18 protein-coding genes and 1 other annotated feature are annotated in these 17,903 nt (G+C 42.0%); of the genes, 15 read left to right on the top strand and 3 right to left on the bottom strand.

Annotation, left to right across the window (positions count from 1 at the left end; genetic code table 11):
- The first annotated feature begins 37 nt into the window (after positions 1-37).
- The 6 genes from lrgA to MHI41_RS13075 all read left to right on the top strand — a co-directional run bounded on the left by lrgA (position 38) and on the right by MHI41_RS13075 (position 2,985).
- The gene (gene lrgA, locus MHI41_RS13100) at positions 38-481 is read left to right on the top strand and encodes an antiholin-like murein hydrolase modulator LrgA (protein ID WP_035391171.1); all 444 of its coding nucleotides are present in this window, start codon (positions 38-40) and stop codon (positions 479-481) included.
- A 14-nt stretch (positions 482-495) separates the two neighbouring features.
- Positions 496-1,191 carry an antiholin-like protein LrgB gene (lrgB, locus tag MHI41_RS13095; protein ID WP_172673019.1) on the top strand — a complete coding sequence of 232 codons (696 nt, stop codon included), beginning with the start codon at positions 496-498 and terminating at the stop codon, positions 1,189-1,191.
- Between the two features lie 128 nt (positions 1,192-1,319).
- Positions 1,320-1,451 (top strand) — a sequence feature (ribosomal protein L20 leader region).
- Positions 1,452-1,522: 71 nt separating this feature from the next.
- A complete protein-coding gene (gene infC, locus MHI41_RS13090) occupies positions 1,523-2,038 on the top strand; it encodes a translation initiation factor IF-3 (RefSeq protein WP_024718649.1) in 516 nt (171 codons plus the stop codon).
- 25 nt (positions 2,039-2,063) lie between these two features.
- Positions 2,064-2,264, top strand: a complete 201-nt coding sequence (gene rpmI / locus MHI41_RS13085) for a 50S ribosomal protein L35 (RefSeq protein WP_003216324.1) — start codon at positions 2,064-2,066, stop codon at positions 2,262-2,264.
- A 31-nt stretch (positions 2,265-2,295) separates the two neighbouring features.
- Positions 2,296-2,655 (top strand): 50S ribosomal protein L20, encoded by a 360-nt coding sequence (gene rplT / locus MHI41_RS13080; protein ID WP_007501659.1) that lies wholly within the window; start codon positions 2,296-2,298, stop codon positions 2,653-2,655.
- Between the two features lie 63 nt (positions 2,656-2,718).
- Positions 2,719-2,985, top strand: a complete 267-nt coding sequence (locus tag MHI41_RS13075) for a DUF1294 domain-containing protein (protein WP_008346019.1) — start codon at positions 2,719-2,721, stop codon at positions 2,983-2,985.
- Positions 2,986-3,002: 17 nt separating this feature from the next.
- Here the strand turns inward: MHI41_RS13075 and MHI41_RS13070 are convergent, their stop codons facing one another.
- Positions 3,003-3,407 carry a hypothetical protein gene (locus MHI41_RS13070; protein ID WP_008346017.1) on the bottom strand — a complete coding sequence of 135 codons (405 nt, stop codon included), beginning with the start codon at positions 3,405-3,407 and terminating at the stop codon, positions 3,003-3,005.
- 179 nt (positions 3,408-3,586) lie between these two features.
- On the opposite strand from MHI41_RS13070, the gene MHI41_RS13065 reads away from it, so the two are divergent.
- A complete protein-coding gene (locus tag MHI41_RS13065; protein WP_282833756.1) occupies positions 3,587-4,675 on the top strand; it encodes a M42 family metallopeptidase in 1,089 nt (362 codons plus the stop codon).
- Positions 4,676-5,026: 351 nt separating this feature from the next.
- Positions 5,027-6,823 (top strand): carbon starvation protein CstA, encoded by a 1,797-nt coding sequence (gene cstA, locus MHI41_RS13060; RefSeq protein WP_008346013.1) that lies wholly within the window; start codon positions 5,027-5,029, stop codon positions 6,821-6,823.
- A gap of 45 nt (positions 6,824-6,868) precedes the next feature.
- Here cstA and sspI read toward each other — a convergent pair whose 3' ends face one another.
- The gene (sspI, locus tag MHI41_RS13055; RefSeq protein ID WP_008346010.1) at positions 6,869-7,090 is read right to left on the bottom strand and encodes a small acid-soluble spore protein SspI; all 222 of its coding nucleotides are present in this window, start codon (positions 7,088-7,090) and stop codon (positions 6,869-6,871) included.
- 113 nt (positions 7,091-7,203) lie between these two features.
- Between sspI and MHI41_RS13050 the strand changes: the two genes are divergently transcribed.
- From MHI41_RS13050 to pheT, 3 genes are all read left to right on the top strand, one after another.
- On the top strand, positions 7,204-7,947 hold the full coding sequence (locus MHI41_RS13050) for an RNA methyltransferase (RefSeq protein WP_282833757.1): 744 nt from the start codon (positions 7,204-7,206) through the stop codon (positions 7,945-7,947).
- A 376-nt stretch (positions 7,948-8,323) separates the two neighbouring features.
- Entirely contained in the window at positions 8,324-9,358 is a 1,035-nt protein-coding gene (pheS, locus tag MHI41_RS13045) for a phenylalanine--tRNA ligase subunit alpha (RefSeq protein ID WP_008346004.1), read from the top strand.
- A gap of 15 nt (positions 9,359-9,373) precedes the next feature.
- Positions 9,374-11,788 (top strand): phenylalanine--tRNA ligase subunit beta, encoded by a 2,415-nt coding sequence (gene pheT, locus MHI41_RS13040; protein WP_342494239.1) that lies wholly within the window; start codon positions 9,374-9,376, stop codon positions 11,786-11,788.
- 42 nt (positions 11,789-11,830) lie between these two features.
- Here the strand turns inward: pheT and rnhC are convergent, their stop codons facing one another.
- Positions 11,831-12,754, bottom strand: a complete 924-nt coding sequence (gene rnhC / locus MHI41_RS13035) for a ribonuclease HIII (RefSeq protein ID WP_144610569.1) — start codon at positions 12,752-12,754, stop codon at positions 11,831-11,833.
- Positions 12,755-12,888: 134 nt separating this feature from the next.
- On the opposite strand from rnhC, the gene zapA reads away from it, so the two are divergent.
- The 4 genes from zapA to MHI41_RS13015 all read left to right on the top strand — a co-directional run bounded on the left by zapA (position 12,889) and on the right by MHI41_RS13015 (position 17,893).
- A complete protein-coding gene (gene zapA, locus MHI41_RS13030) occupies positions 12,889-13,146 on the top strand; it encodes a cell division protein ZapA (RefSeq protein ID WP_008345998.1) in 258 nt (85 codons plus the stop codon).
- A gap of 7 nt (positions 13,147-13,153) precedes the next feature.
- Positions 13,154-13,687 (top strand): CvpA family protein, encoded by a 534-nt coding sequence (locus MHI41_RS13025; protein ID WP_282833760.1) that lies wholly within the window; start codon positions 13,154-13,156, stop codon positions 13,685-13,687.
- Positions 13,688-13,801: 114 nt separating this feature from the next.
- Positions 13,802-15,514, top strand: coding sequence for a DNA polymerase/3'-5' exonuclease PolX (polX, locus tag MHI41_RS13020; RefSeq protein WP_317327738.1), 1,713 nt, complete (start codon positions 13,802-13,804; stop codon positions 15,512-15,514).
- A 21-nt stretch (positions 15,515-15,535) separates the two neighbouring features.
- Complete coding sequence (locus MHI41_RS13015; protein WP_342494770.1) at positions 15,536-17,893, top strand: endonuclease MutS2; 2,358 nt, start codon at positions 15,536-15,538, stop codon at positions 17,891-17,893.
- The last annotated feature ends 10 nt before the right edge of the window (positions 17,894-17,903 follow it).

Below are 17,903 nucleotides of genomic sequence, written 5' to 3'. Positions count from 1 at the left end.
ATATACTGAGGGCAGTCGAAGAAAGAGGTGAAAGGGCATGAGTGCCACAAAAGTATATGGATTTCTATCTCAAGCATTTATCTTTGCAACGGTAATGTTCGTTTCTAATCTCATTTCAATGTATTTACCGATTCCGATGCCTGCATCTGTTATTGGTTTGGTTCTTTTATTTATTTTATTAACAACAAAGATTGTGAAACTAGAGCAAGTAGAGCAATTAGGCAGTTCATTGACAGGTCTTATTAGTTTTCTATTTGTTCCTTCTGGTATCTCAGTCATTCAATCATTAGGTGTCATGCAAGAAGTAGGGGTACAGGTAGTGGGTGTGATTATCATTGCAACCATTATGTTACTTGCCGCCACTGGGCTGTTCTCTCAGCTTCTGATGCAGTTATCAGAAAGACCACAGCAGCGTCAAAAGACAAAGGAGAGCAAATCCACTCCTTCTCATTCAAATAAACCAGCTTCAACTACGCATTAAAGGAGAGGTGTAAGATGGGTACAAGTACTATGAGTCCTTATTTTGGCATTGTCGTCTCATTAGTGGCCTTTGGGATTGGCACATTTTTATTTAAAAAGTCTAAAGGTTTCTTCTTATTCACCCCGCTATTTGTTGCCATGGTGTTAGGCATTTTGTTTTTGAAAATTGGCGGTTTTTCCTATGCAGATTATAATGAAGGCGGTAAGATTATCAAGTTTTTCTTAGAGCCTGCGACCATCGCGTTTGCGATTCCTCTTTATAAACAGCGAGCTTTGCTGAAAAAATATTGGTGGCAAATTTTATCCGCTATTTTTGTCGGCTCACTTTGTTCTATTACGATTGTTTATGTAGTAGCAAAAGGGATTCATCTTGATGCTGCTGTTATGAAAAGCATGCTCCCACAAGCGGCGACGACAGCAATTGCTTTGCCAATTGCAAAGGATATTGGCGGAATTGCAGATATTACAGCCTTTGCGGTTATTTTTAATGCGGTGATTGTCTATGCGCTAGGTGCCTTCTTCTTAAAACTGTTTCGGATTAAAAACCCAGTGGCCAAAGGCCTTGCACTTGGTACTTCAGGACATGCACTTGGCGTTTCTGTTGGGATTGAGATGGGCGAAGTGGAAGCGGCAATGGCAAGTATCGCTGTTGTGGTAGTAGGGGTTGTCACCGTGATTGTCATCCCAATCTTCTTGCAATTGATTCTTTAATATCAGCATTGTTTGAAAAAGGCTTGCCCAAATCATTTCGTCATGCTAAAATGAAAAAGTTGTTTCAAGAGTTCGGTTACTTGACGGACAAATGAAAATTGTGTAGAATAGTTAACGAATTGAATAGATATCACAAGCAGAAGCACCCGCTTCTCACCTGATTGACACATGTTTGTAGTTGACAGGTTGACCGTACATTTATTTTTTCATGCAAATGTTCGCAGTGTGGGTGTTTTATATGCCCACACTTTTTGTTTGCCTGTAAAACATACAACGAAATGGTCAAAATGAATTGTGAACTCAATTCAAAATCTCATGGAGGTGGCTCACTATTAGCAAAGATCAATTAGTTAATGAAGGTATTCGTGCGCGTGAAGTTCGTTTGATCGGACAAAATGGCGATCAGCTTGGGATTAAAACCCGCCAGGAAGCTCTGGAAATTGCTACGAAAGCCAATCTTGACCTTGTGTTAGTTGCTGCAAATGCAAAACCACCTGTTTGCCGAATCATGGACTATGGTAAGTTCCGATTCGAACAACAGAAGAAGGAAAAAGAGGCACGTAAGAATCAAAAAATCATTAGCTTAAAAGAAGTTCGGTTGAGCCCGACAATCGATGAACATGATTTTAACACGAAGCTCCGTAATGCAATCAAATTCCTTGAAAAGGGAGATAAAGTGAAAGCTTCTATCCGCTTTAAAGGCCGTGCGATTACGCATAAAGAAATCGGACAGCGCGTGTTAGACCGTTTCTCTGAAGCTTGCGCTGAAGTAGCAACAGTAGAAACAAAACCTAAGATGGACGGACGCAGCATGTTCCTCATGCTTGCACCAAAAGTCGAAAAGTAAAAGTAACAGAGGGAGGAAACATCCAATGCCAAAAATGAAAACTCACCGCGGATCTGCTAAACGTTTCAAAAAAACAGGTTCTGGTAAACTTAAACGTTCTCATGCGTACACAAGTCACTTGTTCGCTAACAAATCTACAAAGCAAAAACGTAAATTGCGTAAGAGCGCAATCGTAAGTGCTGGAGATTTCAAACGTATCAAACAACAACTTGCAAACATCAAGTAATCTGGAATAGGAAACATAGGAGGGAATTACAATGCCAAGAGTAAAAGGCGGAACTGTGTCGCGTCAGCGTCGTAAAAAGGTTCTTAAATTAGCAAAAGGTTATTTCGGTTCAAAACATAGATTATATAAAGTAGCAAACCAACAGGTGATGAAATCTGGAAACTACGCTTTCCGTGACCGTCGTCAGAAAAAACGTGACTTCCGTAAACTATGGATCACTCGTATCAATGCTGCAGCTCGTATGAACGGTCTTTCTTACAGCCGTTTAATGCATGGCTTAAAGCTTTCTGGTATCGAAGTAAACCGCAAAATGCTTGCTGATCTTGCTGTGAATGACCTAAACGCATTCAACCAGCTTGCTGATGCTGCAAAAGCACAACTAGACAAGTAAGTCATATAAAAGATCATTCCGCCAAGGAGTGATCTTTTTTTCTCATCATGTGAGGTGAAATCAATGAATATCGCTCTGATCGTGCTGCTCATCTTGGTCAATGTCTATGGGTTTTGTCTCATGGGAGAGGATAAACGCCGGGCGAAAGCACACAAATGGAGAATATCAGAAGCGCACTTATGGAGTGCCGCAGTACTTTTTGGTGCTGCTGGGTCATTTCTTGGCATGCAGTATTTCCGTCATAAAACGAAGCACCCTGCCTTTCAAATGGGTATGCCTGCTTTAATTGTTGTCCAATTGGTGATATTGGTCTATCTCAATCTCATCTAAAAAGGGAGCAGACGCCGTTAAGTCGGCGTGTCAGCTCCCTTTTTTTGTTTGATTTTTTTGATGGGCTGATCCCAATCAATTTTTGTTTGAGGATACCGTTCAATGATGTTTTCCTCAAGTTTTTCAAAGTCTTCTAATGTGAATTCATTTAGCTTCTCAGGTGACTCGGTCCAAACGTAAATGGAGTGGACAAACAGAGGATGATCCTTAGAAGGAACATGTTTCTCCCCTTCAAACAAGACACCTTTATAGACGAAATTGAAATTTTTGCGAGCATTTTGCTGTTCGTCCATAAAATAAAAGCCTTCTTTTAATTGTGCTTGTTTCAGCTTTCTTCTCGGATTTGAGAAGAATTTTACCGCCATGTAGAAAATATAGACAAGCAGTGCAACAAGAGCAAGTCTAATGAGGATGACAAACATGACAGGATGCACCTCCAATACCGTTATCTGATGTACTACGAATGAGAAAGTCAAAAGGTTTCAACTTTTTTTAAAAAAATATTTCGATAAACGAAAAAATATTCATAAAAAGATCGTATTGAACGAAAGAGGTTTTGTATAATAAGAATGCACCATGAAGAAAAAGGAGGATAAACAGGATGACAAAACTAGATCAAACATTAACTATGCTGAAAGACCTAACGGATGCAAAAGGGATTCCAGGAAATGAACGTGATGTAAAAAAAGTCATGCAGTCATACATAGAAACATATGCAGATGAAGTCTCTACAGACCGCCTTGGCAGCTTAATTGCTAAGAAGGAAGGAAATGCAAACGGGCCTAAAGTGATGCTTGCTGGTCACTTAGATGAAGTAGGATTCATGGTGACAAAAATTGATGACAAAGGTTATATTCGTTTTCAAACGGTCGGTGGCTGGTGGTCACAGGTTATGCTGGCCCAGCGCGTCACCATTGTGACGAAAAAAGGGGACATTACAGGTGTGATTGGTTCTAAACCGCCACATGTCTTATCACCAGAAGCACGAAAGAAATCAATCGAAATCACAGATATGTTCATTGATATTGGGGCTTCGAGCAAAGAACAGGCAATGGAATGGGGTGTCCTCCCTGGAGATCAAATCGTACCTTACTTTGAGTTTACGGTAATGAATGACGAAAAAATGCTTCTTGCAAAAGCCTGGGACAACCGTATCGGCTGTGCAGTAGCGATTGATGTCATGAAGAATTTAAAGGATACTCAACATGAAAATATTGCATACAGTGTAGCAACTGTCCAAGAGGAAGTTGGCTTGCGCGGAGCTAAAACAGCGGCAGCTACCATCCAGCCTGATATTGGATTTGCTATTGATGTTGGAGTAGCAGGTGATACACCAGGTATTACTGAAAAAGAAGCAACAAGCAAACTTGGCAAAGGACCAACGGTTGTCGTATTCGACGCTTCCATGGTTTCTCATAAAGGGCTTCGCGATTTTGTTGTCCAAACTGCAGATGAATTAAACATTCCTTATCAATACGATTCCATGCCAGGTGGAGGAACAGATGCTGGAGGTATTCACTTAACAGGTCATGGTGTTCCATCACTATCCATCGGGATTCCAAGCAGATATATTCATACCCATGCAGCCATGATTCATCGAGATGATTATGAAAATGCGGTGAAGCTTTTAACAGAAGTCATTAAAAGACTTGACCAAAAAGCGGTAAACCAAATTACGTACGGTTCTTAAGACGAAGCCTTTCTCCAATATGGGGAAAGGTTTTTTAATTGCGTTGAATTTCCCAGGAAATGAACGTTGGAATGTAAGTTGTGTCAAAAGAACTGTTTTCAAGTAAATGAAGTGATATTTTTCTAGTGAGGAAGGCACATGTGATCCATCTTGTATTTATGTAAGATGAAATCAATAAAAAAGGACAGAGCCTCAAACTTGCTCTGTCAAAAGAGAGTTTATGGAAGTAGGTGAAGCTTATTTCAGATTAAATCAATTATTCCTATTTGTCAACTTGGTTTTAAAAGAAAGAAAAATCAATCAATTTATGTTATATTTGTAACAAATTGTTTATACAAAGGGGATGGTTAAATGAATGCGGTTTCAATTGTGATAGGATCGATGTGTATTTTAGCGATTGCCTATCGCCTCTATGGTACGTTTATGATGGTGAAGGTATTAAAGGTCACAGATGATCATCCTACGCCGGCCCATGCACTCGAGGACGGGAAAGATTATGTGCCAACAAACAAATGGGTCACATTTGGGCATCACTTTGCTGCAATTGCTGCTGCCGGTCCATTAGTTGGTCCGATTTTAGCCGCACAATTTGGGTATTTACCTGGTCTCCTTTGGCTCTTAATTGGAGCGGTGATTGGCGGAGCTGTTCATGATCTCGTGGTCTTGTTTGCTTCGATGCGAAAAAAGGGGAAATCACTATCAGAGGTAGCGAAAGAGGAGCTTGGTCCTGTGGCAGGATTTTGCACAGGACTCGCCATGTTATTTATTATTACAATTACAATGGCAGGACTGTCCATGGTTGTGCTTCATGCTTTAGAACGAAATCCTTGGGGAACCTTTGCGGTTGGTATTACCATTCCAATAGCGATGGGAGTCGGCCTTTATTATAAAAAGACTGGCAATTTAAAGCTGGCGACATCTGCGGGATTCATATTACTGATGTTGGGGGTATTCCTTGGACCGAATATTCAAGGAACAGCACTTGGAGATTTGTTAACACTTGATACAAAAACGCTTGCCCTTGCCCTGCCAATCTATGCGTTCTTTGCCGCGGCCCTGCCGGTTTGGCTGCTTTTGGCACCCAGAGACTATTTAAGCAGTTTTATGAAAATTGGTGTATTCATCGCGCTGATTGCGGGAATCTTTGTGGTTAATCCAACCATCCAATTTCCGGCGTTTACAGAGTTTGTGAGTGGCGGAGGACCTGTCTTAGCTGGACCTGTCTGGCCTTTTATTTCGATTACCATTGCTTGTGGCGCGATTTCGGGTTTTCATGCATTTGTTGGCTCAGGCACAACGCCAAAAATGCTAGATCGTTGGAGTGATATGAAGCCGGTTGCGTTTGGCGCGATGCTCGTAGAATGTTTAGTGGGAATCATGGCGTTAATTGCCGCTACTGCGCTTCATCCGGGAGATTATTTTGCAATTAATAGTACACCTGAAGTGTTCCGAACGCTTGGTATGAGTGTCGAGAATCTTCCGCAGCTAAGTAAAGAAATCGGTCTTGATTTAGAAGGAAGAACAGGTGGAGCTGTTACATTAGCTGTAGGGATGGCGTACATCTTTACGGGAATTCCGTTCTTTAGTCATTTGGCCTCTTATTTCTTCCAATTCGTGATTATGTTTGAAGCCGTCTTTATTTTAACGGCGATTGACGCAGGAACCCGTGTCGCGCGATATTTGATCCAAGACTTCTTTGGAGAAGCATATAAACCGCTGAAACGAAATGACTGGGTACCAGGGTCAGTCTTTGCAAGTGCACTTGCTTGTTTTATGTGGGGATACTTGCTTTACTCTGGAGACATTGGGTCCATTTGGGCACTTTTTGGCGTGTCAAACCAACTAATGGCCTCGGTCGGATTAATCATTGGGGCGACGGTTGTGTTAAAAATTGCGGATAAAAGGCGGTATATGTTGACTTGTTTAATTCCACTTGCTTACTTATATGTGACGGTGAATTATGCGGGTTATTGGATGGTTGCGAATGTCTATCTCAATCCTGAAGCATCTGGCTACAGTGTACTGAACGCCGTGCTTTCGATGATTATGCTGATTTTAGGTTTTGTCATTATCGTGTTCGCTATTAAAAAATGGATCGAGATTTGGCGCGATCCAGCTCTTCGAATGGAGACGCCAATCACTGGCTAAATGAACAAAGCCGGCTTGCTCATAGATAAGCAAACCGGCTTCTTGTTATTGCTGATGTTCAGGCTTTAAGCCCTGCTCTAATGTTTCAAGAATTTCATTTTTTTCATCTTCTGATGCCTCTTGCCATAACACCTCAAACAAAACGCCAAGACCTGGCAGCATTTTTTCCTCGCCGCTTTGAATCGCATCTAAAATCGTATGCTCAAGCTGCTCTTGATTATGGCCAGTAATGTTTTGAATCACTGCGCCTCTTAAATTAAAATCCATTGCCCACACTCCTTTTTTGATGGTGATAGCTCTATTCTGTGTCAAAGACAGGTTTATTATGTAGTGTGCTTGAGATATAATAAATTCATGAAATTTAAAGGAGTTAAAGTCGCTTGAAATATATAGAATCAGCTAAAAACGCACACATTAAACAATGGAAAAAGCTCCATACAAAAAAAGAACGAACGAAAACAGGGCTGTTCCTTGTTGAAGGAAAACACTTAGTAGAAGAAGCATTAAAAAGCGGGGTTGTGAAAGAGTTAATGGTCGCAACGCCTGATATGCTCCCTGCTGACATCGAGCCTGACATTGAGTTGTATGAATTAAGTCAAGAGGCTTTTACTGCGATGACGGAAACGGAAACACCTCAGCAAATCGCAGCGGTTTGTACAATTCCTGTATTTGAGGAGAAAAAGTATGAACGAATGCTTCTGTTAGATGCAGTGCAGGATCCAGGGAATTTAGGCACACTCATTCGGACAGCAGATGCAGCGGGTCTTGATGCTGTGGTTCTAGGCGATGGAACCGTTGATGCGTTTAACGGAAAAACGCTCCGTTCAGCACAAGGGTCTCATTTTCACCTGCCTATCTTAAAACAAACACTACAACAGACAATTCCAGCATTAAAGGCGCAAGGCATACCTGTATATGGCAGTGCTTTGAAAGATGCGAAAGAGTATAGACACATAGCATCAGAAGGTCCATTTGCGTTAATTGTGGGCAACGAGGGAGCAGGTATTGATCCAGAGATCCTTCAAATGACAGATCAGAATTTATACGTTCCGATGTACGGACAAGCGGAATCATTAAATGTGGCTGTGGCAGCAGCGGTTCTTGTCTATCATTTGCGCGGATAGTGTTGCATCACGTCCTATTTTTCACTATAATGAAACTAATATTTTAAAAACCATGATAGAGGAAGATTGTTTCACGGAGCGTCCTAATAGGGAGAATGCATCGTAGACTGAAAGTGCATTTAAGGAATGCTGAAACAGGAATTCACCTCTGGAGTTGTCACCGGGACCGCAGGTTTTGCGTAAAGGTGGACCGGATTCGTTTGATTCCGTTATGTCAATGAAGCTTATTCGCACATATATTTGTGCTTAACAAGGGTGGTACCGCGACCACAACTCGTCCCTTCTTTTTTGGAGGGGCGGGTTTTTTTATTGTCTTCAAACAATCAAACACCCGTTTATTCAGACGGTTTTGTATATTAAAAGGAGGATGACACTCATGCAAGAAACGTTAAAACAGCTTGAAACAGAAGCGATAGCGAAGGTAGAAGCAGCCAGCTCGCTCAAAGAAGTCAATGACATTCGTGTTCAATATTTAGGGAAAAAAGGTCCGATTACAGAAGTGCTGCGCGGAATGGGCAAGCTTTCCGCTGAAGAAAGACCAAAAATGGGCGCACTTGCAAACGAAGTAAGAGAGCAGATTGCTGGTGCCATTGCTGAAAAAAATGAGCAGCTAGAAGCAGAAGAAGTGAAAAAGAAACTGGCTTCTCAAACCATTGATGTCACATTGCCAGCAAGTCCGATCAAAATCGGGGCAAGACATCCATTAACGATTGTCGTAGAAGATATTGAAGATTTATTTATCGGAATGGGCTATACCGTTGAAGAGGGCCCTGAGGTGGAAACAGATTACTATAACTTTGAAGCGCTCAATCTTCCAAAAGAACATCCGGCGCGTGATATGCAGGACAGCTTCTATATTACTGAAGACACACTCATGAGAACGCAAACATCACCCGTTCAAGCACGTACACTTGAGAAATATAAAGGCCAAGGTCCTGTGAAGATCATCTGTCCTGGTAAGGTATATAGACGTGACAGCGATGATGCCACTCACTCGCATCAATTCATGCAGATTGAAGGACTTGTGGTAGATCACAATATTAGCATGAGTGACCTCAAAGGAACGCTTGAGACAGTCGCAAGAAAAATGTTTGGGGAAGATCGTGAAATTAGACTGCGCCCAAGCTTTTTCCCATTCACAGAACCTTCCGTTGAAGTTGATGTGTCATGCTTTAAATGCGGCGGGAAAGGCTGTTCCGTATGTAAGGGAACAGGCTGGATTGAAATTTTAGGTGCAGGAATGGTTCACCCGAATGTATTAAAAATGAGCGGATTTGATCCAGATACTTACCAAGGCTTTGCTTTTGGAATGGGTGTTGAACGTATTGCGATGCTGAAATACGGCATAGATGACATTCGTCATTTCTACACAAATGATATTAGATTCACGAAGCAATTTAAGCAGGACTAAGAGGAGGAAATCAACATGTTTGTTTCATATAAATGGTTAGAGGACTATGTCGATTTAGAAGGCATCAAGCCGGATGAATTAGCAGAGAAAATCACAAGAAGCGGAATTGAAGTGGAAGCCGTTGAGTATAAAGGCGAAGGCATCAAAGGCGTTGTGGTTGGACACGTCATTGAACGTGAACAGCATCCGAATGCGGATAAATTAAACAAATGTCTTGTTGATATCGGCGAAGACGCACCGGTGCAAATTATATGCGGGGCTCCAAATGTGGATAAAGGACAGCATGTGGCTGTCGCAACGGTTGGTGCAGTCCTTCCTGGAAACTTTAAAATTAAAAAAGCAAAACTGCGCGGTGAAGAGTCTCATGGCATGATTTGTTCTCTGCAAGAATTAGGCGTAGAGAGCAAGCTCGTACCAAAAGAATATGCAGAAGGCATCTTTGTTTTCCCGAATGACGTGAAACCAGGGGATGATGCCCTTCAAGCACTTCAATTAGATGACGCGGTACTTGAGCTTGGCTTAACACCAAACCGTGCTGATGCCCTTAATATGCTAGGAGTGGCTTATGAGGTTGCCGCCATTTTAGGGAGAGACATCAAGCTTCCTGATACAGCGCATGACACTTCTTCTGAAAAAGCAGCAGACTATATTTCTGTTAAAATTGAGGATCAAGAAGCGAATCCACTTTATGCAGCGAAGATCATTAAAAATGTAAAGATTGGACCAGCACCGCTTTGGATGCAAACAAGATTGATGAATGCAGGTATCCGCCCAATTAACAACGTCGTGGATATTACGAATTTTGTCTTACTTGAATACGGCCAACCTCTACATGCCTTTGATTATGACCGCTTTGGTTCAAAGCAGGTGGTCGTACGTAAAGCGGCTGAAAATGAAATGATTCAAACTCTGGATGAACAAGAACGTACATTGTCTTCGAAGCATCTTGTCATTACAAATGGCACAAAAGCGCATGCTGTTGCAGGCGTCATGGGCGGTTTTGAATCAGAGGTGCGTGATGAGACGACAACGATTCTTTTAGAAGCGGCATATTTCAACGGTCAAACCGTCCGTCAAGCATCTAGAGACTTAGGGCTTCGCAGTGAATCAAGCACAAGATTTGAAAAAGGGCTCGATCCGCAGCGGACGAAATCAGCAGCCGAAAGAGCAGCGCAATTGATCAGCATCTATGCAGGTGGTGAAGTGTTAAGCGGGACTGTGGAGGAAAACCACCTTGAAACAAGTATGAATGTCATCCACGTATCAACTGAGCGTGTGAACAAGGTGCTTGGTATGAGCATTTCAAAAGAAGATATGATTCAGATTTTCAACAAACTAGGCTTTACTGTGGGCGAATCAAATGATGTGCTTGTCGTAACGGTTCCTTCCCGCAGAATGGATATTACGATTGAAGAAGACCTCATTGAAGAAGTCGCGAGGTTATATGGCTACGACAATATTCCATCTACACTCCCTGCGACAGCTGGTACCGTTGGCGGTCTCACGCCATACCAAGTGAAGCGCAGAAAGGTGAGACGTTTCTTAGAGGGAGCAGGGCTTTCTCAAGCGATTACGTATTCATTAACGAATCAGCATAAGTCCACAGCCTTTGCTTTAAATCCAGCTTATCAAACAAGACTTTCCTTGCCGATGAGTGAGGAACGAAGTGTGCTGAGACAAAGCCTTCTGCCAAACTTACTTGATTCTGTTGCATATAACTTAGCAAGACAAGCTGATTCTTTTGCCTTTTATGAAACGGGTTCTGTGTTCTTAGCAGAAGCTGAAGGGGCAAAACCGGTGGAGAAAGAACATGTCGCTGGTGCGCTGACAGGCTTATGGCATAAAAATCTTTGGCAGGGCGAGAAAAAAGCTGTCGATTTTTATGTAGCGAAGGGTATTGCAGAAGGGCTGTTTGAAAAGCTTGGTGTATCAGAAGAGATCACGTATGTTCAAGCAGAGCGTGAGGGCCTTCACCCAGGACGTACAGCCGATGTTCATTTAAATGGAAAAGTGATTGGCTTTGTAGCTGCACTTCATCCAGTAGTGGAAAAGGAATTAGATTTAAAAGAAACGTATGTATTTGAATTTGATTTAACAGATGTAATGACGTCTGAAACAGAGGATATGAAATATACGGCTATTCCGAGATTCCCAGCAGTGACAAGAGACATCGCACTTGTCGTCGATCAGCATATTTCAAGCGGACAGCTGGAGCAAGTCATTTATGAAGCTGGCGGCCAATTGCTCACAGACCTTTCCGTCTTTGATGTGTATGAGGGTGAGCATATGGAAGAAGGTAAAAAGTCTGTTGCATTCTCTCTGCAATATTTAAACCCAGAACAAACGTTGACCGAGGAAGAAGTCACGGCTGTTCATACAAACGTATTGAAAGCATTAGAAGATACGTATCAAGCCGTCTTGCGCGGATAATAAAAAAGAGCTATCGCCTTATGGGCGATAGCTCTTTTTTGATTATAACCATTTTTTCGCTTTTTGGGTGTTGGCAAAATGAAGTTTTGTAAATTGGCGTAAAGCCTCTTCGCCGTGCTGTTTCATCAGCTTTGCTGCCGCTTTGTCAACATGCGGACCGGCCCCTTTTGGAATGTCAAAGCCTGCTGCTTTTGATAATTTATCCATTTCAATTAAAAAAGCATATCTTGCAATAATAGAAGCTGCAGCAACCGATAAGTGGATGCCTTCTGCTTTCGTACTAAAGTATGTACGCTCCCGAATGATCTTTTTCCCCGCAAGGTGCCTGAAATAAATGCCTGGTTCGGCAAATTGGTCAATGAGAATGGCTTCTGGTTTCTTGCCATCCAGTTTTTCTAGCACGGAGGTAATGACTTGGTTATGAAGCAGTGCCTTCATTTTCCCTTGGCTCATGCCCTTTTCCTGCATCGTATTGTATTTTTCATTCCGAAGCACGAGAAGGCTGAACGGAATGGTTTTGATCAAGTCTTTGGCAATGTTGATAATCTGCGGATCTTTTAGTCCTTTTGAGTCTTTCACCCCGAGCTCTTTCATGAGAGCAAGCTGACTGGAATCAACATAAGCCGCACAGACCGTAATGGGTCCAAAATAATCGCCAGTACCGACCTCATCTGAGCCAATAACCGACATGGAAGCAATGCCAGGTGGTGGGCTGTACTGTGTGATGGATGGTGTTTTTTTGCTTTTTGTTTCAGCTGCTTGTAAATGGTTGAACTGACTTGCTTCAGCTTCTGCCTTTTGCCCTTGGAACAGTACTTTTCCAGATTTGTAGGCTGTAATCGTACAGCCGGGAACCTTTGCTTGAAAAAGAGCGCCTGGCGGCAAAGTGTCAGTTAAATGCTGAGCGTACACGCTCTTCATTTTTTTCATGTCTTCTGATGTTGCTTTTAAGACGGATTGGGGCACAGTGGATAACTCCTTTTTACCTTGATATCATTGATTTCTAAAGTGTACCATAACAGGGAAGGGCTCGTCTTTCCATTCAATGTCTAAACATGTTATGATAGAGACTAGGATTCTCGTGGAATGGAGGAGAAACGTTGTCTGACGGCGGTAAAACGAAAACAACAGTTGAGATTTACGGACAGTCCTATACGATCATCGGTCAAGAAACGAAGATGCATATGCGACATGTTGCTTCAATTGTTGATGATAAAATGAGAGAAATCAATGAAAAAAATCCATACCTTGATATAAACAAATTAGCTGTACTGACAGCAGTCAATGTCGTCCACGACTACTTGAAATTAAAAGAGCAATACGAAAAACTAGAGCTTCATCTAAAAGAAAAGGAATGAAATTACCGTGATCGATATCATCATTTTGTTTTTGCTTCTTATGGGAACGCTTGTCGGTCTAAAACGCGGGTTTATTCTTCAATTTATTAAATTGATTAGCTTTGTTGTTTCTATTTTAGTGGCTTCTCTGTTTTATCAGTCACTTGCACCACAGCTTACGTGGATTCCAGCACCTAATTTTAGCGGCGGTCAAGCGCAGCTCGCTTTCTTTAGTGGGAATCTAGAAACAGCTTATTATAATACCATTGCGTTTATCATTCTGTTTATCTTGACCAAAATCCTGCTCGCTATCATCGGCGGATTGCTCACAACCATTGCAAGTATCCCTGTGATTAAACAGGTCAACAAACTACTTGGCGCTGTTTTAGGATTTCTTGAAACCTATCTATTTGTGTTTATTCTATTGTTTGTGGCTGCATTACTTCCAGTCGATGCGCTTCAAACCATGATGAGCAAATCAATGTTAGCAGATGCGATCGTAAGCAACACCCCTTACTTGTCCGGTCTTGTCAAAGACCTCTGGTCGACGTATGGAGTTTAAGAACTTCTCCTTTCCTGGAGAAGTTCTTTCTCATTCCATGACAGAAAGTTGTCGGATGAAGGGAAAGTTTGTATATTTATATAGGAAGATGCCAAAGCGGCTGGAGGATGAGAGATGAATAAAAAAGATATTATCAAACTTCTTGAAACAATTGCAGTCTATATGGAGCTAAAAGGAGATAATCCTTTTAAAATTTCTGCCTTTCGTAAAGCAGCTGCGGCACTAGAACAAGATGACCGCAGTCTTTCTCAAATAGATGACCTATTAGCATTACCCGGCATTGGAAAAGGAACCTTTGCTGTGATCACAGAGTATATCGAAAAAGGACAGTCTGAAACACTCGAACAATTAAAAAAAGAAGTGCCTGAAGGACTTGTCCCGCTCTTAAAATTGCAAGGACTCGGCGGGAAGAAGATTGCTAAGCTCTACCAAGAGCTTGGTGTTCACGATGCACAGTCTTTAAAAGAAGCATGTGAAGCGGAAAAAGTACAAACGCTTGCTGGGTTTGGCAAAAAAACAGAAGAAAAGATTCTTGCCGCTCTTGAGGAGGCAGGAAAGCAGCCAGAACGACTACCAATTGGCTTTGCATTAGATGTGGCAGAGCGAATTGATCATGCACTGGAACAGATGGAGGGAATCATCCGTTTTTCAAGAGCGGGTAGTTTAAGACGTGCGCGTGAAACGGTCAAAGATTTAGATTACATCATTGCGACTGACAACCCTGAACAAGTGAGGAAGCAGCTTGTTGCTCTTGATGATGTCAAAGATGTCATTGCGAGCGGTGATACGAAGGTATCGGTCATTCTTGCACTTGATTTTGAAATCAGTGTAGATTTCCGGCTTGTGACAACAGACCAATTTGCAACAACGCTGCACCATTTCACTGGCTCAAAAGATCATAACATTCGTATGCGACAACTTGCGAAGGAGCGCGGTGAGCGTATTAGTGAATATGGGGTTGAAACGATCGAAACTGGGGATGTGAAAACATTTGAAGACGAAAGCGCTTTTTATGCACATTTCCAACTTCCGCTCATTCCGCCAGAAATTCGTGAAACCGGAGCAGAGATTGATACGTATAAAGAAAGTATGCAATTTGTAGAACGAAAAGATATCAAAGGCGATCTTCATATGCACTCGACATGGAGTGATGGCGCTTTTTCTATTCGCGAAATGGCAGAGGCATGTATCACAAAAGGCTATGAATACATGGCCATTACAGACCACTCACAATATTTAAAAGTAGCAAACGGTTTAACAAAAGAACGTTTGCGTTTGCAAGCAAAAGAAATTGACAAGCTGAATCAAGAATTCGAGCATTTTTACATTTTCAAAGGGGTCGAAATGGACATTCTGCCGGATGGATCGTTAGATTATGATGATGACTTTCTAGCAGACATGGATTTTGTCATTGCGTCTATTCATTCTAGCTTCTCTCAGCCGGAGGAAGTCATTATGGAGCGCCTAGAAAATGCCTTGAATAATCAGCATGTGGATTTAATTGCCCATCCAACAGGCCGTTTGATTGGTAGACGAGATGGCTATGCCTTAAATATTGATCAGCTCATAGAGCTTGCGAAAAAAACGGGCACTGCACTGGAACTCAACAGCAACCCGTCAAGACTGGATTTAAAAACAGAGCATTTAATGAAAGCAAACGAAGCGGGTGTGAACATCATGATCAACACAGATGCGCACAACATCGCCATGCTCGATCATATGGAGGTCGGTGTCACAGCTGCAAGAAAGGGCTGGACACCAAAAGCAAATGTCGTGAATACATTTTCTCTCGATGAGATGAAAAAGTTTTTAACGCGTGACAGGTAGTCGTTAGGAGGCTGGACCATGCTGCAACAAAAAGTGTTAGCATCATTAGAATTTCATAAAGTAAAAGAAAAAGTCATGTCCTATACTGCTTCGACTTTAGGGAAAGAAAAAGCGCAGGACTTAACACCGCTCACAGATATTGAGAGCATTCAGCATCTGCTAGAAGAGGTAGCAGAAGCGCAAGATGTGATTCGTTTAAAAGGATCTGCGCCGTTTGGCGGGTTAACGGATATTAGACGAGGCGTCAAACGAGCAGAAATAGGCAGTATATTAAGCCCTGCTGAGCTGATGGAAATTGCGGCGCTGTTATATACCACAAAAAACATGAAGCACTTTCTCACCTCTATGTATGAGGACGGAGTAGAGATACCGCGTCTTCATACATATGCAGAATCGCTGATTTTACTGCCAGACGTGAGAAAAGAAATCGAAAGCTGTATTGGTGATAATGGAGAAGTGCTTGATCACGCAACGCCAGCCCTCCGCACCATACGAACGCAGTTACGATCACTAGAATCAAAAGTACGAGATAAATTAGAATCAATGATTCGTTCACAATCTGCCTCGAAAATGCTGTCAGACACCATTGTGACCATTCGTAATGATCGATTTGTCATTCCCGTAAAACAAGAATATCGTTCGAATTATGGAGGGATTGTTCACGATCAATCTTCTTCAGGCGCAACTCTTTTTATTGAGCCGCAGGTGGTCGTGGATTTAAATAACACCTTGCAGCAAACTCGCCTAAAGGAAAAGCAAGAGATTGAAAAGATTTTGCAAATGCTAACAGCGAGTGTCTCAGAGCACATTGATGAATTGCTTCATAATGTGAATGAACTTCAGACATTAGATTTTATTTTCGCTAAAGCCAAATATGCAAAAGCAGAAAAAGCCACAAAACCTACTGTGAATAACCAAGGGGAGATTTATTTAAAACGAGCAAGACATCCCCTATTGCCCCGAGATCAGGTTGTGGCAAATGATATTGAGCTAGGCAAAGATTTTTCTACGATCGTCATCACGGGTCCAAATACAGGCGGTAAGACCGTCACTTTAAAAACACTTGGACTTCTTACGCTGATGACGCAGGCAGGTCTTCATATTCCAGTCGAAGAAGGGTCAGAAGTGGCTGTATTCGATCAAGTCTTTGCTGATATTGGAGACGAGCAGTCTATTGAACAGAGCTTGAGTACATTCTCATCTCATATGGTCAATATTGTGGATATTTTAAAGCATTTGACGTCTAATTCACTCGTGTTATTTGATGAATTAGGTGCGGGGACGGATCCTGCTGAAGGTGCAGCACTTGCGATGAGCATCTTAGATGAAGTTCATCAAACAAATGCGCGCGTTATCGCAACGACTCACTATCCTGAGCTGAAGGCATACGGATATAACCGAGAAGGCGTTACAAATGCGAGTGTAGAGTTTGACATTGAAACCTTATCCCCAACATATCGTTTGCTCATCGGGGTGCCGGGACGAAGTAATGCATTTGAAATTTCTAAACGTCTAGGATTGCCTCATCATTTAATTGACCGAGCAAAAGCAGATATGCACGCAGAACATAATGAAGTCGATCAGATGATTGCTTCATTAGAAGACAGCAAAAAACAAGCAGAAGAAGAACTGCATGAGACGGAAGTCTATAGAAAAGAAGCAGAGAAGCTCCATAAAGAATTGCAAAAACAAATCCTTGAATGGAATGAACAAAAGGACAAACTGCTGGAAGAAGCTGAACAAAAAGCGGCAGAAAAAATTGAACAAGCAACAAAAGAAGCAGAAGAGATTATTCAAGAACTTCGGTCCATTAAAAGTGAGCATCGCTCGTTCAAAGAACATGAACTCATTGATGCGAGGAAGCGTCTTGAAGAAGCTGTCCCTGAGTTTGACCGTAAGAAAAAACCAGAGCCAGTGAAAAAAGCAGCAAGACAGCTAAAACCAGGCGATGAAGTCAAAGTGCTGACGTTTGGCCAAAAAGGAACGCTCATCGAACAAACGGGTAACAAAGAATGGAGTGTTCAAATGGGCATTCTGAAAATGAAAGTAAAAGAAAAAGATATGGAATTTATCAAATCAGCACCGGAATTTAAGCAAGAGAAAGCCATCACGGCGGTCAAAGGAAAAGACTATCATGTATCACTTGAGCTTGATTTAAGAGGAGAGCGTTATGAGAATGCCTTAAGCAGAGTCGAGAAATACTTAGATGATGCCGTCTTAGCTGGCTATCCGCGCGTGTCGATCATTCACGGTAAAGGCACTGGCGCCTTGAGAAAAGGGGTCCAGGACTTATTAAAGCAGCACCGTAGTGTAAAAAATGCTCGTTTTGGAGAACAAGGCGAGGGAGGATCAGGCGTCACCATCGTCGAATTAAAGTAAAAAGGAGAAA

Origin of the sequence: Bacillus sp. FSL M7-0307, assembly GCF_038627835.1 — a bacterium.
Taxonomy (GTDB): domain Bacteria; phylum Bacillota; class Bacilli; order Bacillales; family Bacillaceae; genus Bacillus; species Bacillus altitudinis.
This window is presented reverse-complemented; position numbering and strand designations above follow the sequence as displayed.